The sequence below is a fragment of the Paenibacillus sp. GM2FR genome, from assembly GCF_002803325.1.
Classification (GTDB): Bacteria; Bacillota; Bacilli; order Paenibacillales; family Paenibacillaceae; genus Paenibacillus_AQ; species Paenibacillus_AQ lautus.
Genome location: NZ_MKZM01000008.1, coordinates 1,046,074 through 1,068,756 on the forward strand (window position 1 = coordinate 1,046,074; position 22,683 = coordinate 1,068,756).

Sequence of the window (22,683 nt, forward strand, 5' to 3'; positions counted from 1 at the left end):
ACTCTGTGGCAGTCATCAAAACGAATTCGAATGATGTGGATCTTCTGGCAAGATTGATCCGCGCAGAGGCAGAAGGTGAAGGCGAGCAGGGCATGCTCATGGTCGGGAATGTCGGCGTGAATCGGATACTGGGCAACTGCCTGGATTTTCAAAACGTCCGCAATATGAATGATATGGTGTTCCAGAGCCCAGGAGGGTTTGAAGCAACACAAAAGGGCTATTTTTATCAACGGGCCAGGGAGCGGGATCGTCAGCTTGCCCGAAGAGTGATCAATGGGGAACGTATATGGCCAGCGAGCAACGCGCTTTGGTTTTTCCGCCCGGCAGGGGATTGCCCGGCTACCTGGTACAATCAGCAGAACACAGGTCGTTTTAAATCACACTGCTTCTTCACCCCGACATATGCCGATTGCCCGACTGTTTTTTGATTCATGTTATACAACCGCTTAGGCGGGAGTTATAAATTAAAGGAGGAAATTACTTATGTACAATCAAGGTGTGCCACCTGTGAACTTCATGAATGGAGTCCGCTATCCGGGAGTGCCGAGCCGCGGGACGGCTGGTTATATGGCGAACGTTCCACCGCAGGTACCTAGCGGAAGCCCAATGACTCCAGGAGGCACCGTTGTTCCGGCCCCGCAATTCGAGCAATCTTACGTTGAGAATATTCTTCGACTGAATCTGGGTAAACAGGGAACCTTCTACATGACATATGAAAACAATTCACAATGGAATGCCAAGGTGTTCACAGGCGTGGTGGAAGCCGCTGGGCGCGATCATATCATAATTAGCGAACGGTCGACAGGACGCCGTATCATCCTGCTGATGGTAAATCTGGATTATGTCGTGTTCGACGAGCCGCTTCAATATCAATATCCAGGCGTTATCGGCAACCCGCCTCCGACAGGAAGATAACTTCTAGCAGCATCAGCATAATAACCTTCGTTTACTTAAGCGTAGACGGGGGTTATTTCATTATGTTTCAAATGGCAAATATTCAATGTCATGCGAATTTTTTCCGCCCGGATGTCTGAATACATAGTATTCTATTAACATTTTGAATGTTTATTCATAGAATATATCAATTCATCGAAAAACGAGTGCTAACGGCTGAGAATCAAATTAAAGCTTATAACAACGCTGATTAATGTCATAAGACAACGTTTGACTGTGTATCGTAGTACTATATAATTACTTATATAGCTTGCCTAAGTCGGAATAAGATAAGGAGATGAGACCATTGGGAAGTTGATGCGTAGTCCGAACACGTTGTTATGCTTGATGGCACCACACATTTTTAATAACCGAAGGAGGTGTTCCTATTCGTCATAGCATGCTGTATGGCGGGTAGGAGATCGATTGAGTGACCCCTTACCGAGTTTGATAAGTTTAACCTTGGTATTGATTCTCGTCCTGTTAAATGGATTTTTTGTATCGGCTGAATTAGCTTTCGTTAAAGTCAAAAGCAGCCGTATTGACGCTCTGGTCGAAGAAGGACATAGACGTGCAAAATTTGCGCAGAACATACTGCAAAATCTGGACGGATATATATCCGCATGCCAGTTTGGTATTACCATCGTGTCCATTGGACTCGGATGGATCGGCGAAAGAACGATATCCGCTATGATTACGCCTTGGTTTCATGGCATAGGCTGGAGTAATACAGCCGTTCATGCCGTGTCTTTGGTATTAGCCTTCATCCTGATTGCACTCATGCACATTGTATTTGGTGCATTGGCGCCCAAGACGGTGGCTGTTCGTAAAGCGGAACAAATTACGCTGCTGTCAGCAGGCCCACTGCGGGTATTTTACACCATCATGTTCCCGTTTATCTGGTTTGCGAATGGGCTCTCCAATAACGTTCTCCGCCTATTCCGGATGCAACCGGTGGTTGAACGGAATGTTCATACCGAGGAAGAACTGCGGGATATGATGAAAGAGAGCAGTGAGAGCGGCCTGATGGATAGCACGGATATGGTATTGGTAGACAACATTTTTGAATTTGCCGATACGACGGCAAGGGAGATCATGATCCCCCGAACAGAAATGATCTGTTTATACAACAATCTTTCATTGGAAGAAAATCTGAAGATCGCAAGCGAGGGGATGCGAACCCGTTATCCGATCTGTGACGAAGACAAGGATCATATCATTGGCTTTATTCACATTAAAGATCTGATGCGCGGATTCGTTCGTGACCAGCTTTCCTTGATTCGCCCGATCATTGCTGTTCCTGAGTCGATCAAGATCAGTGATTTGCTGCGAAGAATGCAGCGGAGCAAGACACAAATTGCCATTCTTATTGATGAATACGGCGGGACTTCAGGACTCGTAACCCTGGAAGACATTATGGAAGAAATCGTCGGTGAAATTCAAGATGAGTTTGACGAAGAGCGTCCGGGCATTGAAAAGGTGGGGGAGGATGAATACTCCATTGATGGATTGATGCTGATCGATGAAATTAATGACCAATTTGGTCTGAATGTGGATACAGAGGATTATGATACTATCGGTGGATGGCTGTCCTCACGTCTTGAGGTGCTGCTCCCGCACAAAGGTCAATCTGTCATGTATGAGGATTATCGCTTTGTGATTGAGGAAACCGAGAATAAACGGATCTCGCGGATTCGTCTGATCAGGCAGCAGCAGCAGCTGATTCAGGAAGAAGCAGGCGCGTAAACTGGATATTAGAAGAAGTAGCGACATATTATGCCGCTACTTCTTTTTGCTTGCAGAAAAGTTTCAAAAAATATATCAAACCATGAAGAATTAGATACTTTTGTTCTGTTACTGCGTGTTAAAATATGGATGTTCCTATTATATTGAAAGAAAGGTGATGTTATGTCGAAAGTACGCAGTCCTAAACGTATAGCTTCAGCACTTGCAGTCAGTGTTCTATTAAGTTTGTCTCTGGCAGGAGGGGCTTACGCGGATTCCGCACCAGACATTGCACCCGGCGCCTTAACGACACCGCCTCCGGTTGAAATGAATCTGAATTCTTCTCTCAACATTTTAGCCAATAAATATTTGATGAATTATTTTTCTTCGATAGGGAAAGTAAGCAGCACTCAAGTAGGGATAAACGGTACTACCAGTGCTTCCCAAGCTGTAGATTCTCTGGGAATCAATTATGTTATTCAACGCTGGACGGGCTCCGCTTGGGTTGATGCGGGAGCTGCATACGATAACGGAACGAATAAGACCTCTCTGAGCGGAAGCAAAACGTTCAACGTACAGGCAGGTTATTATTATCGGGCCAAGACAGTTCACTGGGTCAATGAGAGCGGTACATATGAAGAAGGGACTTATTACACGAGCTCGGTATTGGTGGAATTATAATACGAATATGGATTTATGAAGGGGGTGTCCCGAAAGATCGTAGATCTTGCGGGGCACTTCCTTTTTTTGCGCTGAAAGACGCTCCATGTAGGACGTGTCCCACCCATCGCTGGCCCGCTAACTGTTGATGTGGGCAACCATGGAGCAAAAAGGTCGAAGACCCAGCACTCAACTTGAGCCTGTCTTCGACCTTTTACGGTGCATGAATGAAAATCCGGTCTGTTCTTTTTAAGATCATCTCAAAATCATTGTATGCTGTTTGCAATTTTTATGAATTCTTCTTCTGTGAAGAATCCGCTGATGGATACAACCACTTGATCATTATCATATAAGAAGCGAAGATTATTCTCGGTTAGATAGGCTTTCGCTCCGGAATCAAGAACAACAGTCTTATTGATATCTCCATTGAGATTGATCATTTTGCCAAGTTGCATCCCGATAAGATCAATATGGAAAAACTTTTCGTCCGAATTTTTATAATGAAGATGGAGCTCGTCAAAAACGGCAGTTTCATCGGTTGTTAATGCGGTAGCCTCATGGAATTTGTAGTCCTCCGGAAGATAATTGACTTTTGGTATTTTAAATACGGCACGTTTTTGCGACTCTGTCAAAGATTCATCGGTATCTGTGAAAGGAATATATTCGGTGTCCACTAATTCAGCCGGCGGTACATACTCTTCTTCCGGCTCTACTGTTTGTTCCGGTGGGGGAGCAGTTAATGCCTTGCTCTTATCGACAGGCTCTCGCATGCCGAAAATTTGAGTCACCACACCATTTCCCCAATCCTTGATTTCCTGATAAACCGGTGTTACCGCTTGAGTTACAGAGGATGGAGAGAATATCAACGCACCAAAGAGCATGGAAGCTGCGATGACGCCGGCTAACTGAAATCTGCGTTTGCGCTGTTTCCGAGTGTTTATCTTCTCGACTTGCAGCTTGACCTGCTGCCAGGATTGACGTTTGGATTCGTTGTCAGTAGGGAGTGAGGAACGTGAGGCTGCACGATCAAAGGCTTCGTCAAAGGCCTCATCAAACCAATCATCGTATTTTTCGTTGCTCATCCAATTCACCCCACTCTCTATACAGCATTTTTTTTACGGATTCTCTGGCTCGGAACAAGCGCTGCTTCACGATCTCTTCGCGAGTATTCAGCAGCTCTGCGATTTCCCTGTACGTTAGACTATGCTTCCAACGGTACTCAATCAATAGCTTGTATTCAGGCTTCAATTGGTCGAGGTAATGCTCGATGGATTCCTCCAGCATATTCGACTCCACCTGATGTTCTACGTTCGTGGAAGAAACTACCACGTCCTCTTCATTAATAAAAACACTCTCGACATCCACTTGGTTACGGTATTTTTTATTTTTTCTTAAATAATTCATGGTTGAGTTTTTGGCAACGACACGGAGCCATCCCCGCATCTTGCTTTCGGTTTCAAAATTCGGCTTACTTGTAATCACTTTTATAAAGGACTCCTGAATGATATCCTCAACAGCAGCATGATCCCGTACGACATACAGTATCTGCCCATAAACGAGATCATAAAATTCATAATAGATTTCTTCCTGAATAGGTTCGCTCAGATCAGCGAAATCTGCTGCAAGGAGGAGCTGTAATCGGTTGGACACGCGATAATCCCCTCTCTGGTGTAACCATCCTATTTCTCTCATCATTTTACAACATATCGGGTGAAAAAGCCCTATTAATTCTAATAACAGCCGGCTCTGAAGACGGTTTGCGGGAAAAGGGTTTAACTGTAGGAAGTTATGTGTTTGAAGCGCTTTAGCTTATGAGTTAAAAAGGCAATTCTTAGACATGCGTCCATCTCTTCATCCTATGCTCGGCAATCTATTGGTATTAATCGAAAAAAAAACAGAGCAGCCTCTGATTAAAAGACTGCTCTGTTGTATAGTTTCGATCACATTGCGATGTGTTTGTCACGCACATAACGGAATGGCAGCGGTTTACGCCCAATTCCCGTTGATGAATACGGGTTCCTCCGTGCCATCATGCGTGATTCCGGTAATATTAAGCTCCTTGGAGCCCATCATGAAATCGACGTGGGTAATGCTGGTGTTCAGACCGCTTGCTTGAAGCTGTTCGGACGTCATGGTCTTGCCGCCTTCAAGGTTAAAAGCATACGCGCTGCCGATAGCCAGGTGACAGGAGGCATTTTCGTCAAACAGCGTGTTGTAATACAAGATGCCGCTTTCCGATATCGGGGAGCGATATGGCACAAGAGCAACCTCGCCCAGATAATGCGAGCCTTCATCCATGGAAATGAGGCGTGTTAAGGTATCTTCGCCTTGTTCCGCGGAGAAATCGACGATGCGGCCATTCTCGAACGTGATCGAGAAATTGTCGATGATGTTACCGCCGTAGCTTAAAGGCTTCGTGCTGCGTACCGTGCCGTTCACGCCGGTTTTGAGAGGAGCGGTGAATACTTCTTCCGTCGGAATGTTGGCAACGAAACGCTCGCCTTTCTCGTTGTGGCTGCCCGCCTGGGCCCAAATATGCCCCTCCGGAAGCTCGATCGTAAGATCCGTTCCCGGTGATGTGAAGCGGAGCTTATGATATTTCTTGGCATTGAGCTCATCCGATTTGTGCTGAAGGGTCGTAATATGCTCTTCCCATGCACCAATGGGATCTTCGAGATCCGCGCGAACCGCGTGAAAAATTGCGTCCCACATGTTGTTCACCTGCTGCTCGGCCGGAACGTCAGGGAACACCTTGGCAGCCCAATCAGGAGAAGGGTAGGCAATGCCGGTCCAGCTCATTTTATCGGCTTGCTGATATTGCCGGTATTTCGCCATGGCTGCGCCATATGTACGTTGATAATTGGATATACGCTCCGGATCAACGCCTTTAAGCAGGTCAGGGTTCGAGGAGAGAATCGTCAAGAAAGCAGCCCCTTGCTCGGCAAGCTCGGTTACTTCCTCCGCATAATATGTCGGCGGCTCCAGAAAAGCCTCATCTGGTGCCAGATCGTACCGAATCCGGTTCACAACCTCATCACTGTAGTTCACCTTAACTTGCTTGGCGCCCGTTTCATAAGCTTTCTTCACGATAAGACGTACCAACGGTGCAGCATCGATCATCGCGTTAACTACCAGCGTTTGTCCTGGCTGTACATTGGCACCCACCTTGACGGCAAGCTCCGCGTAGCGTTCCAATTTTTGCTCAAAGCTGGACATGACAGACCTCCATTTCTTTTATGCTACCTTTAAGAGGTTGTTCAAAAAGTTCCCTTTTGATCACGAGGTAGATGATCAGGAAGCGAAGCATAAGCTTCGGTGCTGACAGCCGACTTTTTGAACATGCATTTTAAGTATCTTCGTTCGCTTTCTTGATTATCGCACAATTTTTCGGATTGTAAATCAACCTCAGGTCAATTAAAGGCCGGAAAAGTTCAAGAAAGCAGCTACTTCATAAGAAATAGCTGCTGATGCTGTATCGTTTCTTAAAATGCCCAGTTTCCTTTCAGGAATACCGGTTCTTCCTGGCCATCTGCCGTTACTCCGTAAATATCCATTTCGCCGGAGCCGATCATGAAATCGACATGGGTTACACTCGTATTGAGGCCGTTCTGAATCAACTGCTCCTGATTCATTTCTTTTCCGCCTTCCAAGCAGAAAGCATAAGCGCTGCCAAGTGCAAGGTGGTTGGAAGCATTCTCGTCAAACAACGTATTGTAATACAGGATGTTTGACTCCGAGATCGGGGATTGGTGCGGCACCAGCGCCACCTCTCCAAGGTAACGGGCACCTTCGTCCATGTTCAGAAGACGCTCAAGTGTTTCATAGCCTTGCTCTGCCGTGAAGCTGACCACTTTACCTTCTTCAAAAGTAAGGGAGAAGTTGTTCACGATGTTTCCGGCATAACTCAAAGGCTTCGTACTGTGTACGGTTCCGTTGACTCCTGTTTTGAGAGGAGCGGTAAATACTTCTTCTGTCGGCATGTTCGCCACAAAGGAATGCCCGCGCTCGTTGATGCTGTCGCCTTGCGCCCAAATATGCCCTTCCGGCAGCTCGATGGTAAGATCGGTTCCCGGTGCGATATAGTGGAGTTTCTTGTATTTTTTTGCGTTCAGCACGGAGGATTTTGCTTCAAGCACTTCGAGGTGCTTGTTCCACGCTTCAACCGGGTTATCCTGATCCACACGTACGGTGTGGAAGATAGCATCCCACAATTTGCCGACTTGTTCGGATTCCGGCACATCCGGGAATACCTTGGCAGCCCAAGCTGCTGAAGGCACAGCGATCAGACACCAGCTAAACTTGTCGGACTGTTGATAGGCGCGATATGTCTTCAATGCTTCACCGCGCGCTTTGTAGAAGTTTCCGATACGCTCGGAATCAATGCCGCTGAGCAAATCGGGATTTTCGGCAAGCACGTGCAGAATGGCTGCGCCGTTCTCCACCAATTCCGTCATTTCGCCGGCATACCATTTCGGCGCTTCGGTAAAGACGTCATCCGCAGCTTTTTCGAATTGTAGTCTTGTTATCGTTTCGTCGGTCCACAGGATCTTAACCAGGCGGGCACCCGCTTCATATGCCTTTTTGGCAATCAAGCGAGTGAACTCGGCAGAATCGACAGGAGCATGAACCACTAAGGTTTGTCCTTCCTGTATGTTAACTCCAACCTTTACAGCCAACTCGGCATATTTGTCCAAGTATGTATGGAAATCGGACATTTGGTACCCTCCAATGCAATTTAATTTACCAACCCATATTATACTAGATCTTGCCGTATAAGAAAAACAATAATCAGCTGCCAAGAAAAGTGATATACTGAGTCTTGTGAGTGCTTTACAACGTAATGAAGGAGCGTGGAAACGTGTCAGAAGTCCGAATCGAGCGTGCGGATATGAAGCGGGATGATAGCGATCAGTTCGTAGGATATACCGTATTTTCTATAGATGGACATGCATCAGCCTACGAGATCACCTTCCTGAGCAAGAATGGCCGGGATTGGGACTACAGCCTGAACTTCGCCGGCGAGCCGGGAATCGAGGAGCAGTTTCTTCAGATTGACGAGCGGATTGAGGCCGACAACGAGTTGTTTGATGATTTGCTGGATGCAGCCATCGATGCGAGTGAGTTCGGGGAATAAGAGACCAATCCAAAATGTATTCCAATGAAAACAAACCGTGCACCTCCCGTGGAAGGGAAGCGTACGGTTTGTTTAAGATTGAAGCATGTATAAGTTTTCAGCGAAGGTGAACAAATTCGATAATCGCTGGAAAAACATCCTCTAAACGGGGTCTGTCCTCTGTGAAAGTGCGTCGATAGATGTTTTTCTTATATGTGCCGACATGGGAGAATAACAAGTTAACCAATCGTAATTCGACCTTCCGGATGGCGGTATAGTTCTTTATTATTCTTGCGGCTAAGCGCGTACGCAAGGGTTAGCGGACCTAACCGGCCAAGGAACATGAGCAGGGCAATGGTGATCTTGCCAACCCCGGACAGCTCGGTTGTAAGTCCCATCGATAGCCCGGCTGTACCGAACGCGGATACGGCTTCGAACAGAATTCTTAAGAATTCACCCGATTCCGTAACGGACAGAAACATGGAAGCTCCCACCAATAGCAGCAACGATAGTATCGTCAGCGTAATGGAACGATAAACCAGGGCTTGGGAAATTCGATTGCGATAGAGAACCACATCGCGTTTACCCTGGATCATCGTGACGACGGCACCAATGAGCACGGCGAAGGTGGTCACCTTAATGCCCCCTCCAGTCGATCCGGGCGCTGCCCCGATGAACATGAGGAGAATCATGAAAAACTGGGAGGATTGCTCCAGACTCGCGATGTCCAAGGTGCTGACGCCACCGGAACGCGGAGTGATCGATTGGAATAAGGACGCCATGATTTTTACCGGGTATGAGAGTGGCCCTAGTGTTTTGGGATTGCCGTGCTCCAGAATAAAGATCATGATAGCCCCGATTACGATTAACAGTGAAGTCACGGTTAATACAACCTTGGAGTGAAGCGACAGTTTCCTGCACTTCGGATATTCAATAAGATCAAAAATGACGATGAAGCCGATTCCCCCTAGGAAGATCAAGAACATAATGATTATATTGACATAAGGATCCGCTACATAGGTAGCAAACCCTGAGAAGGGGCCGTGAATTTGGCCGAAGAGGTCAAAGCCTGCATTGTTGAATATGGAGATGCTTTGGAATATGCCGAAGTAAGCTGCATCCGAAAGCGGCATAATCGCAGAGAACCTGAACGTCAGCAGCAAGGCGCCTGCGCCTTCGATGATCAGCGTGTAGACCAGCACTCTCCGGATGAGATCCACGATGCCTTGAATTTGGTATTGACCCATCGCTTCTTGAAGGATCATGCGCTCCCGAAGCGAGATTCTGCGATTGAACATCAATGCAATCCAGGTGGCTGAGGTCATAAAGCCCAACCCGCCAAGCTGAACGAGCATGAGCATGACAATTTGTCCAAATATGGACCAATGAGTCCCTGTGTCCACAACGGTTAAACCCGTTACACTGATGGCAGAAACCGCTGTGAAGAGAGCATCTACAATCGGGGTAGAAGTCCCGTCCGCAGTAGCGATGGGAAGTTTAAGCAGGAATGTCCCGATCAGTGTAATCGACGCAAAGCCGATCGCCAGAAATTTGGGAGGGGTCATTTGGTTTCGAAGGTCTTTCTTTTTCATGCCAATTATCCTTTTCCGAATGTTTTAATTTTGAAATCATTCTCTAATATAACACGAAAGGTGAATCATTTAACCATCATGAATTCGAACCGAGCACCGATTCCCGTATTTATTCCTCTATTTATCGGCATCATCGCTATTTCTTTTTCCTCGATTTTCGTAAAATGGTCCAGCAGCCCCGTTTCCATCCAGGCGATGTATAGACTGGTGATCACGTTCCTGATCATGCTGCCCTTCGCGGGCAAATATGTGCCGGCTATCAAATCGCTGAAGCGTTCTGAACTGCTGCTGCTCCTTCTATCCGGAGCGATGCTGGCCCTGCACTTTTTGTTATGGATGGGCTCCTTGAAATGGACAAGCGTAGCCAGCTCCACGATTATCCTTGCCCTTCAGCCGGTATTCGTGATGATGGGTGCTTACTTTTGGTTTAAGGAGAAAACATCGCTGGCAGCAATCGGAGGCATGGCCATCGCCTTTCTCGGCGTATTCCTTCTCATTGGAAGCAGTGGGCTCAGTGGGAGCAAAGGGCATTTGACCGGTGATATCATGTCTTTGATGGGAACGGCTGCGGTCGCCGTCCATATGCTGCTGGGTCAATTGCTGCTACGGCGTTTGCCGTCATTCCTGTACAGCTGGCTTGTCTTTGCGGTGGCAGCATCCGTATTGGCGGTGTACAACGTGGGAATGAACATTCCCATGACGGGGTATTCCGGACGTGAGTGGGGGATATTTGCCTTATTGGCTGTCGTGCCAACGGTATTCGGCCATCTGTTATTTAACTGGCTGATGAAGTATGCCACAGCCTCCACCGTATCGATGAGCGTTCTCGGAGAGCCGGTTGGAGCGAGTTTACTGGCCTTTCTCCTGTTGAATGAGTCGATGAATTCCCTGCAGGCGGCTGGGGGAGCGCTTGTGCTGTTAGGGCTGGTATTATTCTTGAAGGTCGGGAAACCGAGAAAGCAGCCTGTCGACATTCAACCCGAAGCGCTGGGGTGAATGTCGCTTTATTTTTTTGCCCTGCCGGAGTAGTTCTCATTGAAATGGCGTACACTGACCCTAAAAATACAAATCCTTACAAAAATGGATATTGATATGAAAAGGGGTTTCGTACGTGAAAGCAGTCACTTATCAAGGCAGACATCGGATCCAAGTGAAGGAAATGAAAGACGCCGTTCTTCGGCACAGCGACGATGTCCTGATTCGAGTCACCACCACGGCCATCTGCGGATCTGATCTGCATTTATATAACGGCGAGCTAAAGCCGCTTAACGATGATTACATTATCGGCCATGAGCCGATGGGAATCGTTGTGGATGCAGGTCCGGAAGTAAGCAGGGTCAAAGTGGGCGACCGTGTGATTATTCCTTTCATCGTTTCTTGCGGCACGTGCGTCTTCTGCCAGAATCAAATGGAGAGCCAATGCGATTTTGCGAATGAAGGCAAGAATACCGGTGGTTTTTTTGGATACAGCGACGCGTACGGTGGCTTTCAAGGCGCGCAGGCGGAGCTGCTGCGGGTACCTTACGGTAATTACATGCCCTTTGTCATTCCTGAGGATGCCGAGATGGAAGATGAGAAGCTGCTCATGCTGTCCGATGCGCTGCCCACAGCCATATGGAGCGTGGAGAACGGAGGGGTTAAGCCCGGCGGTGTCGTGGTGGTCCTGGGGTGCGGTCCGATAGGATTGTTAACGCAGAAGTTTGCCTGGATGAAAGGCGCGAAGCGGGTGATTGCGATTGATCATGTGGATTACAGGCTGGCGCATGCGAAACGGACCAATCACGTGGAAACCTACAATTTCGAGAAGATACCCGAGATCGAGGATTATATTCGAGAGATTACCAAGGGCGGTGCCGACGTTGTCATCGATTGTGTGGGCCTGGATGCCAAACGGACCGGCATTGAGATGCTGGGAAGCATGCTAAAGCTTCAGGGGGGCTCCTTGGGTGCTTTCCGCATGGCTGTGAATATGGTTCGCAAATACGGGACCATCCAGTTAACCGGCGTATATGGGCTTGTTTATAATGCGTTCCCGCTAGGGGAGCTGTTCGAACGCAATATCACGTTAAAAATGGGGCTGGCACCCGTCATTCATTACATGCCGCATCTTTATCAAATGTTGAAAGAAGGGACTGTAGACCCTTCGGATATCATCACACACCGGCTCCCGATGGAGAAGGCTGCCCATGGCTACGACATCTTCAATGAGCGGAAGGATGGCTGTATCAAAGTCATCTTGAAGCCTTAAGCAGCCAAATAAACCGAATGACGAAGCGTTCTTGGCGAATGAGCAGCATTCCCGGGACGCTTTTTTTGATGGGAAAATGGTGTAACAGCGTTGACAAGCGTGCAGGAAGAATTCATAGTAATTAAAAATAGAATTGTAGAGTGAGAGAGGAATCAAATACAGATGAGCACCAAGTCAGAAAGGCTTCCCACTAGTCTTGAGAGGCCCCAGGGAAACTCCTATCTTCAAGGCTTCAAAGATTGTATTCCAACCCTGCTGGGTTACCTGAGCATCGGTTTTGCGGCAGGCGTCGTCGAGCGTACCGCAGGTTTCAGCCTGCTCGAAATCGCACTCATTTCGCTGCTGCTCTATGCGGGCTCCGGGCAATTCATAGCCGCAGGGATGGTAGCCGCTGCAAGCCCGGTCTTATCGATTATTGTTACGATATTCTTCGTGAATGCCAGGCATCTGCTGTTAAGCGCCGCGATTGCCCCGTACTTTAAAGGGCTGTCCTCGGGAAAAAGCTTCTTCATCGGCTCCCTGTTAACCGACGAGACGTTTGGCGTTGCGGCAGCTAAGGCCACCGAGCAAAAGAGACTCGGCTATAAATGGATGGTCGGTCTGAATATCACGGCATATCTGTTCTGGTGTGCAGCCAACATAGCGGGCGGATTAGTCGGGGAGTGGATTCCGGAGCCGGAGAAGTTTGGCCTTGATTTTGCTTTGCCGGGGATGTTTATCGGATTGCTGGCTCTGCAATGGATCAGCCGGAAGAAGTATAAACTCGACTTCATGGTGGTTATGATTGCCGCCGTTTCTGTGGTAGCTGTCAGTACGATTATGCCGGGAAGCGCGGCGGTGATTGTCGCGATTATGGCTGCGGCCACAGCAGGGATGGTGATCGAACGATGGAAATAAGATGGCCTATCGCCATACTGATTATCGGTTGTGCTGTCGTAACCCTTATTCCCAGGGTCCTGCCGCTTATGATCCTGAGCAAGCTCCGCATCCCGGAGATGATGATCCGGTGGCTCAATCATGTACCGATTGCTGTCATGGGAGCACTGCTAGCCCAAGAGCTGCTCCTATCGGATGGACGTATAGATCCAGGGGGGCATTCACTCGAATTGATTGCGGCCGTGCCTGCATTCCTAACCGCTTTTCTCACGAAAAGCCTGTTTGCCACCGTCATCGTCGGGATCCTGACTTTGGTGGGGCTCCGCCTGTTTTTCTAATTAAATGTCGCATGATGCATAAGCTGTTCTCCCAGCTGACAAGCGGGAGGACAGCTTGTTTTTGTTAGGGTTGACAGAAATGCCAGCATGCCTGGACCATGCACGTGCCTACAGGGAGCAGGGCGCACGAGGTTACAAAAGCTGTTCCTATGGTTGTCCTTTTATATGCCTTCTGCCTGTTATTTGGTCATATGTCAGGGGACAGGGGTCCCTTTCGGAATGCGTAAGCACTGCATATGGTGTACTAACCCATGATATGTATTGAGATCATATATCAAGATAGGCAGAAGGAGGAGACAGGGGATGATGCCGACGGTTACGATAGTCATACCTTTCTATAACTGCCAGTATATACAGCAAGCATTGGAAAGTGCGGTACACCAAACGTACCCTGCCGTAGAAATCATTGTGGTAGATGATGGGTCAACCCAATATTCCAATCTGATTACACCTTACATGAACAGAGTCTACTATATGGGCAAGAGTAATGGCGGAACGGCCAGCGCCTTGAATCATGGCATTCTGCATGCTTCCGGTGAATATATTGCCTGGCTCAGTTCGGACGATCGTTTTGTCCCTCAAAAGATTGAACGGCAGATGTCGTTTATGCTGAGCAGGGGACTCGATGTCACGTATACCGGTTTTTGTGTTATCGATGAGCACAACCGAATCACGAAACCTTATGGCGGGATTCCTATGGCAAGTACAGCAGATTTATGTCGTCAGTTTATCCATTTCAGCCCAATTAATGGTTGTACGGTGATTGCGAAGAAAGACTGGCTGCACCGGGTAGGTCTGTTTAATCAACAGCTTACTTATACCCATGATTACGATCTCTGGATTCGTTTGCTCTTGAACGGAGCCCAATTTGGATTTTTGCCGGATATACTGACCATGTACCGGGAGCATTCTCAAATGGGAACGATCCGCCACCAAGCAACCATTGTTCGGGAATATGAAATGGTCAAAAATAATTACCGCCATGTGCTTGAGCATTACGCACTTCAGCACGGCGGTTAATGGGGGATACCATGAAAATACTGCTAGCAACCCATTGGTTAATCCCTCACGTCGGCGGGGTTTGGCACTTCATGGAGCAGCTTAAAAATCATTTGGAGCGGCTTGGACATGAAGTGGATATGCTTGGAAACAGTCCCGATTACAAGAAAATCCATATTGTTAATCGAGGAAAGGAACTTTCAAAGGACGTTTTGCTGCCCATGCTAGAAACCAAACTCACTAAGCAAACCGCACCGGGACTAAATCAACATTTTGCCTTACGCTCTTATGAGATGGACCGGTACTGCTTGGAGCTTGCAGCATCTTATTTCGGGCTGAATCAGTATGATATTATCCATACCCAGGATATATTCTCCACTCGTTCCTTAAGCAGAGTAAAACCAAAGCGTACCCCGCTTATTTCCCATGTCCATGGCTCCGTAGCTCGAGAAATGATGGACCACTTTCGCAAGAATCCCTCCGAAGGCGTAGACGAACGAAGTCCGGCATGGCGATACTTTCCTGCACTTGAATATCATGCTGCCATGTCTTCAGATATAACGATTGCTGCGAACCAGTGGTCCAAAAATATTCTGGTCGGGGAATTTGGCGTGCCTAGTTATCGAGTAGCCGTTTTCCAATATGGGCTGGATGCTGCCGGATTCCAAGCAAAGTTTAACCAAGGAAGTTCGGTGTTTCGGCCGTATGGAAAAAAAGTGATCATTTGTCCTGCCAGGCTGGTATATGTTAAGGGAATCCACGTGCTTCTGTCCGCATTAGCCATATTAAAGCAGATGCGCAGTGATTGGGTGTGCTGGATTGTAGGGGATGGGAGTATGCGGAGACAACTGGAGGAGCAGTGCATACATGCCTCATTGCAACAAGATGTGTTTTTTTTAGGCGAGCGAAGCAATGTTCCGGGGCTGCTCGCCCAGGCTGACATCTTTGTACACACCTGTATTCAGGATAATCAGCCGTTCTCCGTAATGGAGGCGCAAATGGCAGGATTACCTTCTGTTGTGTCGACAGCAGGAGGTTTGCCTGAAATGGTCACGCATGGCTATACCGGGCTGCTTGTGCCAGTGGAAGATGCCCTGAGCACAGCTCAGCAATTAAACGCGCTTTTGGGAAATGATGAGTACCGTAAGTTCCTTGGTCAGAACGCAAAGGCGTTTGCCATCAATCACTGGTCCATGGACCTGATGATTGAACGACTTCTAGCCATATATAACAGCGCCATTTCGCAAAAATCTTCTTCTTAAAGGGGAGTGGAGATATGAACCAGCAGCAAGGATTTGCGGTTATGAGTGATTTATATAACCGACTATTTGTGAATCAGGTGTCAACTCCGGAGCTTGTTGTCGACTATGTAATATGGAACCGGATATTTCAATCGCTTCCTAAAGAATATAAGCTGCCAGACGAATCTGTCACGAATATTTAAGGATGAATGGCCGGTCAAGATGAGATTCTTGCCCGGCCATTTTGTTTTGATCATTGTTTTTTCATGAAGTGAAATATGTCAGGTTAGATTAGCCACATTCCATCAAAGATAAAAGACCAACGATGGCGGTTGCTATACCAAACGTCCTGATTCGGCATGTTGACTACGCATACATGCTTTAGCTTCCAGTCCTGCAATTCAAGCTCTGGAACCGGCAAATGGTTAACAACGAGGAGATGGAATGGACCTGTGACTAGCTGCTCCAGTGTTACAGCAAGCTCTTTGATATCTTCATAATTGGAATCGGTTCGGATAAAGAGAATACGTCCTCCGCTTTCTACTTTGTGCAAAAACCTTAAAATTCTTCGATCATATTTAGCTTTCACTTCCGGATAGGCTGCAAGGTGAGGCGGGAAGTTGCTGTGTATATAAAAATCATGGTTCATATATAGATCATATTCCCGATCCCACACGTTATAGAGCTCATCATTAGCCTTGTCAATTGTCGTTAGGTTAGGATAGGATAGCATCCCTTGAAATCGGTTGCGAAGCAATCTTGTAACATTAGGAAGTACTGGGGTACCCATCCAATCGAGAGGTCCAGCCATATTACGCAGTCCATGTGCCCTCAGTTCCATGGCGGGCAAACAGTTTATCCCCAAGCTGAAAATGGCAGAATAGGGTCCCTTCAGATCCTGCAGAGTCATCACGATGGTCACCAACCTTTCCAATTGAAATTATTCTTCATCATATTAAATGCGAATCGGAAAGAAGCGGCTTGGACCGGGGATCAAGTCCACGCATTTGGATGTTCGTCACTATGGATATGCCCTTACCGGCACAGCGGTAGTTACATATCCTGATATTAATGAAGCTGCCATAGCCAGGAGGGAATGAAATGTCCATCTTTCGTTTAGATGCAGTGGAATACGGTAACATTGACGCGCGGTATATCCAGTCCGTGGACCTCACCATTACGAATGCGGGGCCTGATGTATTTGATGTCCTCGTGCATGGATATCACCCCCAAGGAGTTTACCATGTCGGCCTTGTACATGTTGGGGTCGGTTCCACGGTGTTTGTGCCCAATATCATGAATCATAATATTGCGTTCAGCCTGCTGCTCGTGACCAATATTAATTACTCGTACTCCACATTGGTAACCGTGCATGCCAAGAACGAAGGACAGCTTGTGGCCGTCTACTCACATTCTGATTTTCAAGTTATCGAATAACGGGAGGTGTGCGACATGAAGGTGCTGTTCGTCTACTATGTGCCGAGCGGTGGGGTCGAAACATTAAACAGACAGCGATGCCGTGCACTGCGACTTGCCGGGATTGAGGCGCATTGTCTGTATTATAAGTGGGGGTCGGGCATGCAGAATGCTGCGGACTTCCCCATCTACGTAACCCGCAATGACATCGAGATCAAGCACATCTTGGATTCGAATAATTTTGACGTCATCGTCGTTACGACGGATCACGCCAGTTTTCCGCGGTTTCGAATGCTCGGTTTTAAAGGGAAATTCGTGCTGGAGATTCAAGGCTATGGACCAAAGAGTGTGGCTCATGCGCAGCTTACACAGGCAGCGCCGTATGTGAACCAGTATGCTGACGCGCTGCTGAATCCCAATACCCCTCATATTGCCGCTCTATTCCAGCAACTGTATCCTCATAAGCCTCAATTTCATTTCAACAATTGCTTTGACAGTCAGGAGTTCACATACAGTCATTATCCGAGTTCCCCAGACAGCCCGGTCATGGCATGGCTCGGGCGGATTGAGGATAACAAGAATTGGCGTGAATTTCTTCATATCGGTCATGCGCTTAAGGAGCATGTTCCTGATCTGCAAATGTGGATGTTCGAGGATATTGAGCTCAGCCAGCCGGCAGAAAGGGAACAGTTCCTCGCACTCATTCATGAGTTGGATCTGTTGGACCGGTTAACCCTTCGATCCAATGTGCCCAATGCAGAGATGCCTTACTACTATTCGGTTATCGGTGATTCCGGCGGGTTTCTGTGCTGCACCTCCAAGGTAGAGGGAGCGCCTTATGCCGTTCTGGAGGCGATGAGCTGCCGCTGCCCGGTGCTGACTACCGATTCGGATGGGGTATCTACCTCGGTGTACCACAATTCCACAGGCAAGTTCTACGTGCTCGGGAACGTACACCATGCCGTTAACGAAGCGCTTGAACTCATGAGGGATTCGGATCTGCGTGAACAAATTCGAAGCAAGGCGATGAGACATGTCGAGCACAATTTCAATCCACATATCTATGCGATGAATTTTGCCGGCCTGCTTCAATCGATAGGGTTGTAATCCCATGGTTTTAACATTCAGTACGTATAACAAAACAGCCTTATTCCTTGAGATGAACGAGGAACAAGGCTGTTTTCTGTTGTCACCTACCGTTCATTGGCTAACTAGGATGTGCGAAGCCAGTGGCGGTAGGTTTCTTCCACTCCTTCCTCCAGGCTAAATAATGGGCTCCACTTCAGGAATGCCCGGGTTCTCTCATTATTCAGACAGCTGTGCAGAATATCACCGTTCTTCGCAGGCAGATAGTTGACATCAATGCGGTCAGGATGCAGCCTGCTGATGAGATCGACGAGGGAATTGACGGTATGGCCGGTGCCGGTGCTAACATGAAGAACGCACTCATCCCCGTGTTGGATGGAGGCGAGGTTCGCTTCAACCACATCCTTGACATAAATGAAGTCCCGGGTTTGCTCGCCATCCCCGTATATATGAAACGGAGCCCCTTGACGCAGGCGGTCACCAAACACCGCCACAACACCGCCTTCTCCCTTCGCCGTCTGACCCGGACCGTAGACATTCCCATAACGAAGAATGGTGTACTGCAGGCCGAAGAAGCGGTGGTATAAACGGATATATTGCTCACCTGCCACCTTGGATAGTGCATAGAAGGAGATCGGATTAACCGGATCATCCTCCGTCAGCTGAGATTTCTCCAGATCTCCATATACGCCTGACGTCGAAGCAAACACAATCTTACGGACCCCTGCCTTACGGCAAGCTTCAAGTATATTGATGGTGCCCATCACATTCGCATCCGCATCAAGCCGGGGCTCCTGGATCGACCGCTGGACATCAGCCTGTGCGGCCAAGTGGAACACGACGTCCGGCTTCAGCGCGGAGATATACGCCGTGGTCTGCTGACTGTTTACATCGGCTACATGTAAAATCGCCTCGCTGTGAAGGCGACCTGGATCTCCGGTTGTCAGGTTATCAATCACATGGACTTCATAGCCTTGATTAACAAGTCCATTCACCAGATGGGAGCCGATAAAGCCTGCTCCGCCGGTTACAACCATCTTCATGTCTTAAACCCTCCAGCCTTTTGATTGGGATGCTTTATCCTACGTGATACGGAAGGATCATGCATTGGACAATTGACAGGGGGCGCGAAGGAATGGGCAGATTAGATTGACGTTTACATTCCTGTTATAATGGAAGCTGCAATTTAACATTATTTTTACACAGAAGAGGGAATGGAAAATGGAACGCTACCTTGAACAAAGGTTGAAATTATGCATACTCGTTTTTTTGACGCTCTTATTGAAGTTGATCCTTCTAAGAGTGTTTCTGTTTAATGGGGTCGCATGGGGTAAGGTGCTTACCGATGCGCTATCTCTGATGGCCCTGATTAGCTTTCTGGAGCTGATCCTGCCGGTAAGAGGGAAAAAGATGGTCTATGTGATCCTAAATGTCGTATTATCTTTCATCATGTTTGCGTCCGCTGTTTATAACGTTCATTTTGGGTCCATACCGACGTATACCGCGCTTGCGGGTATCGGTCAAGTAAACCAGGTGAGAGCCAGCATTACGGCTTTGTTAGAGCCGGAGCACTTTCTTTTCTTCCTGGATGTGTTCGTTCTACTGGTCATATGGGCGATTCGAAAAATTCGTTCGCACTCCCAAAGAGGATTGCATTTCGGCGGAGTCCGTTCCAGCTATTCCGCATCCTATTCGCGCAGGCCTGGAATGAAGTGGCGTATATCCATGACGGTTGTACTGGTCATTGCGGGTGTTCTGTCCGGACTCATCATGCGCAAAGAATGGGGAATTGAGAATGAAATCGTGCGAGCGGAGCAAATGGGATTCATGAATTATCAGGTTTCCGCCGTGATCCGGAATACGCAGGAGAATCGTGCGCTGGCCGAAGGGAGTCTGCAAGACACCATTCTGCGGTCCCAGCAGCTGCTGGCGACCTATCCTTACGTTAAGGAAGCAAAGGACAAGCCGGATTACTTCGGCGCTGCCAAAGGCAAAAATCTGATCATCGTTCAGATGGAATCGCTGCAGAATTTTCCGGTTGGTCAATCCCTGAAAGGCCAGGAGCTGACACCGGTGATGAACCAGCTTGCGGATGACGGCCTGTATTTCCCGCATGTCTTCCAACAGATTGGACAAGGCAACACGTCGGATGCTGAGTTTGCGGTCAATACATCGATTTATCCAACCGGAACGGTGGCGATGTCCACCGGGTTCGGACATAAAGAGCTGCCGGGTCTGCCGCGGCTCTTGAACAAGCACGGTTATGTTACGACGACATTCCACGTGAATGATGTGAAGTTCTGGGATCGGAGCAAGATGTACCCGGCCCTTGATTTTCAACATTATTACGACAAGCCGTACTTCACGAATGATAACTTCAATGAATTCGGACCTTCCGATGAAGAGCTGTTCCGTGTCGGCGTGGACAAGCTGCTGGAGAATCAACAGCAGAACAAGCCTACCTATGCCCACTACATCACGGTATCCAACCATTCTCCATACCATGTGAAGGATGAATTTGCAAAGATCACCCTGCCGGCTGAGCTGGAAGGGACCCATCTGGGGAATTACCTGAAGTCGGTGAATTATTCTGATTATGCACTCGGAACACTGGTTGACCGTCTGAAGCAGAACGGGTTGTGGGATGATACCGTACTGGTTGTGTACGGAGATCACTTCGGCATCAATCCGGCAGAAGCCGACGCCGATATGATCTCGTCCACGCTAGGTATTCCTTACCATGAGCGGGTCAGCCGATTTAACATCCCGCTTGTCATTCATGTACCCGGCATGAAGGAAGGAAAGGTCATCGAGCAGGTAGGGGGTCAGGTCGATATTCTGCCAACCGTCGCAAATCTTTTAGGCGTATCGCTTGACGATGAAGGCTTTAACGCATTTGGGCATGACCTGCTGAATGTGGACCGCAATGTAATCGGGATGAGATATTATTTGCCGACGGGGTCCTTCTTTAATAACGACATTCTGTTTGTGCCAGGGGACGGGTTTGAGGACGGCACGGCGGTTTCCTTAAAGACGCTCGAGCCCGTAGCGGACATCACGCAGTATCGCAGCGATTATGACTATATATTGCAGCTGATGAAAATGTCCGATGAATACGTGAAAATGCTGCCCAAACGGGCGCCGTAAAGCCAATGAGTGGTTAACGAGGAAGAGGGTTGTTTCATCAAGCCTGCCTGACGCAGGCATAGATGAAGCAGTCCTTTTTTTTCTTGTAAAGCTGCGATTGAGGATTGCCTCAGTTTCGTCATCTATGCTATTATTACCCATATTGTTAACTTGATTATGAATAAAAATGGTTGACAATAAAACGGAGAGGGTGAAGGAAGATATGACGACTCAAACCCATTATGATTGGGCGACGCTAGCTGATCATGTTGTGCAAGGGCATGATATTACGCCGATTGAGGCTATGGGAATTCTGAACAGCGAGGATCAAGAACTGCTGACGGTTATGCAGGCCGCCTATCGCATCCGCCGCGAGTATTACGGGAATAAGGTCAAGCTCAACATGATTGTAAACGCCAAATCCGGGCTGTGTCCTGAAGATTGCGGATACTGCTCCCAATCCATCGTGTCGGAAGCACCTATTGATAAATACGCATGGCTGACCAAAGACAAAATTCTGGAAGGCGCGCGTGAGTCGGTTCGCCGAAAGGCGGGAACCTATTGCATCGTTGCCTCCGGTCGTCGTCCTACCAATCGGGAGATTGATCATGTAGTCGCAGCGGTGAAGGAGATTACACAAACGACACAGCTGAAGGTGTGCTGTTGTCTGGGTTTTTTGAATGAGGACCATGCGCGTAAGCTCGCCGATGCCGGCGTGCACCGATATAACCATAATCTGAATACTTCCAAAGATAACTATGAGCAGATTACGACCACGCATACATACGATGACCGGTTAGATACCGTGAAGCAGGCAAGCTCTTCCGGAATGTCCCCATGTTCCGGAGCCATCTTCGGAATGGGCGAGAGCCTGGAAGAACGGGTGGAAATTGCGTTTGCTCTGAAATCGCTTGGAGCGGATTCGATTCCTTGCAATTTTCTGAATGCGATTGAGGGCACTCCGCTTGAAGGACGCAAGGAATTGACGCCGATGATGTGTTTGAAGATTCTTGCGATGATGCGGTTTGTTAACCCCACGAAGGAGATTCGGATTGCTGGCGGACGTGAAGTGAATCTGCGCTCCTTGCAGCCGCTGGGATTATATGCAGCCAACTCCATCTTCATCGGCGATTATTTAACGACAGAAGGCCAGGCCCATACCGCAGACTGGGGATTGATTGAAGATCTAGGGTTTGAAATTGAGGAATGCGCTCTGTCATGATGTATTGACATTTATGCATGAAGCACATACTATATACCCGTAGGGGTAGGAATGGGGACAGAATGTCCCATGCTCTTCCCACCAAGCATCAAGCTGATGCACTTGACA

At 48.1% G+C, this 22,683-nt stretch carries 23 protein-coding genes; 16 read left to right on the top strand and 7 right to left on the bottom strand.

What is annotated here, in order from left to right; translation table 11 throughout:
• Positions 1-5 precede the first annotated feature (5 nt).
• The 4 genes from PAEVO_RS05035 (at position 6) to PAEVO_RS05050 (ending at position 3,339) form a co-directional block, all read left to right on the top strand.
• A complete protein-coding gene (locus tag PAEVO_RS05035; protein WP_100536549.1) occupies positions 6-428 on the top strand; it encodes a cell wall hydrolase in 423 nt (140 codons plus the stop codon).
• An 88-nt stretch (positions 429-516) separates the two neighbouring features.
• Positions 517-915 (top strand): spore coat protein GerQ, encoded by a 399-nt coding sequence (gerQ, locus tag PAEVO_RS05040; protein ID WP_243390847.1) that lies wholly within the window; start codon positions 517-519, stop codon positions 913-915.
• A 444-nt stretch (positions 916-1,359) separates the two neighbouring features.
• Positions 1,360-2,679: a hemolysin family protein gene (locus tag PAEVO_RS05045; protein WP_100536551.1), complete on the top strand. Its 1,320-nt coding sequence runs from the start codon at positions 1,360-1,362 to the stop codon at positions 2,677-2,679.
• 162 nt (positions 2,680-2,841) lie between these two features.
• A complete protein-coding gene (locus PAEVO_RS05050; RefSeq protein ID WP_100536552.1) occupies positions 2,842-3,339 on the top strand; it encodes a hypothetical protein in 498 nt (165 codons plus the stop codon).
• A gap of 245 nt (positions 3,340-3,584) precedes the next feature.
• Here the strand turns inward: PAEVO_RS05050 and PAEVO_RS05055 are convergent, their stop codons facing one another.
• The 4 genes from PAEVO_RS05055 to PAEVO_RS05070 all read right to left on the bottom strand — a co-directional run bounded on the left by PAEVO_RS05055 (position 3,585) and on the right by PAEVO_RS05070 (position 8,033).
• Entirely contained in the window at positions 3,585-4,400 is an 816-nt protein-coding gene (locus PAEVO_RS05055; protein ID WP_100536553.1) for a DUF4367 domain-containing protein, read from the bottom strand.
• Positions 4,378-4,968: an RNA polymerase sigma factor gene (locus tag PAEVO_RS05060; RefSeq protein ID WP_100536554.1), complete on the bottom strand. Its 591-nt coding sequence runs from the start codon at positions 4,966-4,968 to the stop codon at positions 4,378-4,380. The genes PAEVO_RS05055 and PAEVO_RS05060 overlap by 23 nt, the downstream gene beginning before the upstream one ends.
• 336 nt (positions 4,969-5,304) lie before the next feature.
• Entirely contained in the window at positions 5,305-6,534 is a 1,230-nt protein-coding gene (locus PAEVO_RS05065; protein ID WP_100536555.1) for an aminopeptidase, read from the bottom strand.
• A 266-nt stretch (positions 6,535-6,800) separates the two neighbouring features.
• Positions 6,801-8,033, bottom strand: a complete 1,233-nt coding sequence (locus tag PAEVO_RS05070) for an aminopeptidase (protein WP_100536556.1) — start codon at positions 8,031-8,033, stop codon at positions 6,801-6,803.
• Positions 8,034-8,176: 143 nt separating this feature from the next.
• On the opposite strand from PAEVO_RS05070, the gene PAEVO_RS05075 reads away from it, so the two are divergent.
• Positions 8,177-8,452 carry a hypothetical protein gene (locus tag PAEVO_RS05075; protein WP_071224350.1) on the top strand — a complete coding sequence of 92 codons (276 nt, stop codon included), beginning with the start codon at positions 8,177-8,179 and terminating at the stop codon, positions 8,450-8,452.
• A gap of 218 nt (positions 8,453-8,670) precedes the next feature.
• On the opposite strand, the gene PAEVO_RS05080 is transcribed toward PAEVO_RS05075, so the two are convergent.
• Positions 8,671-10,023: a TrkH family potassium uptake protein gene (locus PAEVO_RS05080; protein WP_100536557.1), complete on the bottom strand. Its 1,353-nt coding sequence runs from the start codon at positions 10,021-10,023 to the stop codon at positions 8,671-8,673.
• A 78-nt stretch (positions 10,024-10,101) separates the two neighbouring features.
• Between PAEVO_RS05080 and PAEVO_RS05085 the strand changes: the two genes are divergently transcribed.
• From PAEVO_RS05085 to PAEVO_RS33670, 7 genes are all read left to right on the top strand, one after another.
• Positions 10,102-11,019, top strand: a complete 918-nt coding sequence (locus PAEVO_RS05085; RefSeq protein WP_100536558.1) for a DMT family transporter — start codon at positions 10,102-10,104, stop codon at positions 11,017-11,019.
• Between the two features lie 115 nt (positions 11,020-11,134).
• A complete protein-coding gene (locus PAEVO_RS05090; protein ID WP_100536559.1) occupies positions 11,135-12,271 on the top strand; it encodes an alcohol dehydrogenase catalytic domain-containing protein in 1,137 nt (378 codons plus the stop codon).
• A 162-nt stretch (positions 12,272-12,433) separates the two neighbouring features.
• On the top strand, positions 12,434-13,168 hold the full coding sequence (locus PAEVO_RS05095; protein ID WP_100536560.1) for an AzlC family ABC transporter permease: 735 nt from the start codon (positions 12,434-12,436) through the stop codon (positions 13,166-13,168).
• Entirely contained in the window at positions 13,159-13,485 is a 327-nt protein-coding gene (locus tag PAEVO_RS05100; protein ID WP_100536561.1) for an AzlD domain-containing protein, read from the top strand. Before PAEVO_RS05095 ends, PAEVO_RS05100 begins: the two co-directional genes overlap by 10 nt.
• Positions 13,486-13,788: 303 nt before the next feature.
• Positions 13,789-14,505, top strand: coding sequence for a glycosyltransferase family 2 protein (locus tag PAEVO_RS05105; protein WP_100536562.1), 717 nt, complete (start codon positions 13,789-13,791; stop codon positions 14,503-14,505).
• 11 nt (positions 14,506-14,516) lie between these two features.
• Complete coding sequence (locus tag PAEVO_RS05110; RefSeq protein ID WP_100536563.1) at positions 14,517-15,746, top strand: glycosyltransferase family 4 protein; 1,230 nt, start codon at positions 14,517-14,519, stop codon at positions 15,744-15,746.
• 14 nt (positions 15,747-15,760) lie between these two features.
• On the top strand, positions 15,761-15,928 hold the full coding sequence (locus PAEVO_RS33670) for a hypothetical protein (RefSeq protein WP_165789609.1): 168 nt from the start codon (positions 15,761-15,763) through the stop codon (positions 15,926-15,928).
• Positions 15,929-16,011: 83 nt separating this feature from the next.
• Here the strand turns inward: PAEVO_RS33670 and PAEVO_RS05115 are convergent, their stop codons facing one another.
• Positions 16,012-16,635 (bottom strand): DUF1796 family putative cysteine peptidase, encoded by a 624-nt coding sequence (locus PAEVO_RS05115; protein WP_243390848.1) that lies wholly within the window; start codon positions 16,633-16,635, stop codon positions 16,012-16,014.
• Between the two features lie 191 nt (positions 16,636-16,826).
• Here PAEVO_RS05115 and PAEVO_RS05120 point away from each other — a divergent pair, with 191 nt between their 5' ends.
• Entirely contained in the window at positions 16,827-17,162 is a 336-nt protein-coding gene (locus PAEVO_RS05120; RefSeq protein WP_100536564.1) for a hypothetical protein, read from the top strand.
• Between the two features lie 15 nt (positions 17,163-17,177).
• Positions 17,178-18,248, top strand: coding sequence for a glycosyltransferase family 4 protein (locus PAEVO_RS05125; protein WP_100536565.1), 1,071 nt, complete (start codon positions 17,178-17,180; stop codon positions 18,246-18,248).
• 104 nt (positions 18,249-18,352) lie between these two features.
• On the opposite strand, the gene PAEVO_RS05130 is transcribed toward PAEVO_RS05125, so the two are convergent.
• Positions 18,353-19,270, bottom strand: a complete 918-nt coding sequence (locus PAEVO_RS05130; protein WP_100536566.1) for an NAD-dependent epimerase/dehydratase family protein — start codon at positions 19,268-19,270, stop codon at positions 18,353-18,355.
• Between the two features lie 178 nt (positions 19,271-19,448).
• On the opposite strand from PAEVO_RS05130, the gene PAEVO_RS05135 reads away from it, so the two are divergent.
• Together PAEVO_RS05135 and bioB are read left to right on the top strand one after the other, a co-directional pair.
• The gene (locus PAEVO_RS05135; protein WP_100536567.1) at positions 19,449-21,374 is read left to right on the top strand and encodes an LTA synthase family protein; all 1,926 of its coding nucleotides are present in this window, start codon (positions 19,449-19,451) and stop codon (positions 21,372-21,374) included.
• 202 nt (positions 21,375-21,576) lie between these two features.
• Positions 21,577-22,575, top strand: coding sequence for a biotin synthase BioB (gene bioB / locus PAEVO_RS05140; protein WP_100536568.1), 999 nt, complete (start codon positions 21,577-21,579; stop codon positions 22,573-22,575).
• Positions 22,576-22,683: the final 108 nt, after the last annotated feature.

What these genes read in the sequence shown, in the direction of transcription:
- gerQ (WP_243390847.1), top strand. Translation starts at nt 517, where the DNA reads ATGAATGGAGTCCGCTATCCGGGAGTGCCGAGCCGCGGGACGGCTGGT.
- PAEVO_RS05050 (WP_100536552.1), top strand. Translation starts at nt 2,842, where the DNA reads ATGTCGAAAGTACGCAGTCCTAAACGTATAGCTTCAGCACTTGCAGTC.
- PAEVO_RS05055 (WP_100536553.1), bottom strand. Translation starts at nt 4,400, where the DNA reads ATGAGCAACGAAAAATACGATGATTGGTTTGATGAGGCCTTTGACGAA.
- PAEVO_RS05065 (WP_100536555.1), bottom strand. Translation starts at nt 6,534, where the DNA reads ATGTCCAGCTTTGAGCAAAAATTGGAACGCTACGCGGAGCTTGCCGTC.
- PAEVO_RS05070 (WP_100536556.1), bottom strand. Translation starts at nt 8,033, where the DNA reads ATGTCCGATTTCCATACATACTTGGACAAATATGCCGAGTTGGCTGTA.
- PAEVO_RS05080 (WP_100536557.1), bottom strand. Translation starts at nt 10,023, where the DNA reads ATGAAAAAGAAAGACCTTCGAAACCAAATGACCCCTCCCAAATTTCTG.
- PAEVO_RS05085 (WP_100536558.1), top strand. Translation starts at nt 10,102, where the DNA reads ATGAATTCGAACCGAGCACCGATTCCCGTATTTATTCCTCTATTTATC.
- PAEVO_RS05095 (WP_100536560.1), top strand. Translation starts at nt 12,434, where the DNA reads ATGAGCACCAAGTCAGAAAGGCTTCCCACTAGTCTTGAGAGGCCCCAG.
- PAEVO_RS05100 (WP_100536561.1), top strand. Translation starts at nt 13,159, where the DNA reads ATGGAAATAAGATGGCCTATCGCCATACTGATTATCGGTTGTGCTGTC.
- PAEVO_RS05105 (WP_100536562.1), top strand. Translation starts at nt 13,789, where the DNA reads ATGATGCCGACGGTTACGATAGTCATACCTTTCTATAACTGCCAGTAT.
- PAEVO_RS05110 (WP_100536563.1), top strand. Translation starts at nt 14,517, where the DNA reads ATGAAAATACTGCTAGCAACCCATTGGTTAATCCCTCACGTCGGCGGG.
- PAEVO_RS33670 (WP_165789609.1), top strand. Translation starts at nt 15,761, where the DNA reads ATGAACCAGCAGCAAGGATTTGCGGTTATGAGTGATTTATATAACCGA.
- PAEVO_RS05115 (WP_243390848.1), bottom strand. Translation starts at nt 16,635, where the DNA reads ATGACTCTGCAGGATCTGAAGGGACCCTATTCTGCCATTTTCAGCTTG.
- PAEVO_RS05120 (WP_100536564.1), top strand. Translation starts at nt 16,827, where the DNA reads ATGTCCATCTTTCGTTTAGATGCAGTGGAATACGGTAACATTGACGCG.
- PAEVO_RS05125 (WP_100536565.1), top strand. Translation starts at nt 17,178, where the DNA reads ATGAAGGTGCTGTTCGTCTACTATGTGCCGAGCGGTGGGGTCGAAACA.
- PAEVO_RS05130 (WP_100536566.1), bottom strand. Translation starts at nt 19,270, where the DNA reads ATGAAGATGGTTGTAACCGGCGGAGCAGGCTTTATCGGCTCCCATCTG.
- PAEVO_RS05135 (WP_100536567.1), top strand. Translation starts at nt 19,449, where the DNA reads ATGGAACGCTACCTTGAACAAAGGTTGAAATTATGCATACTCGTTTTT.
- bioB (WP_100536568.1), top strand. Translation starts at nt 21,577, where the DNA reads ATGACGACTCAAACCCATTATGATTGGGCGACGCTAGCTGATCATGTT.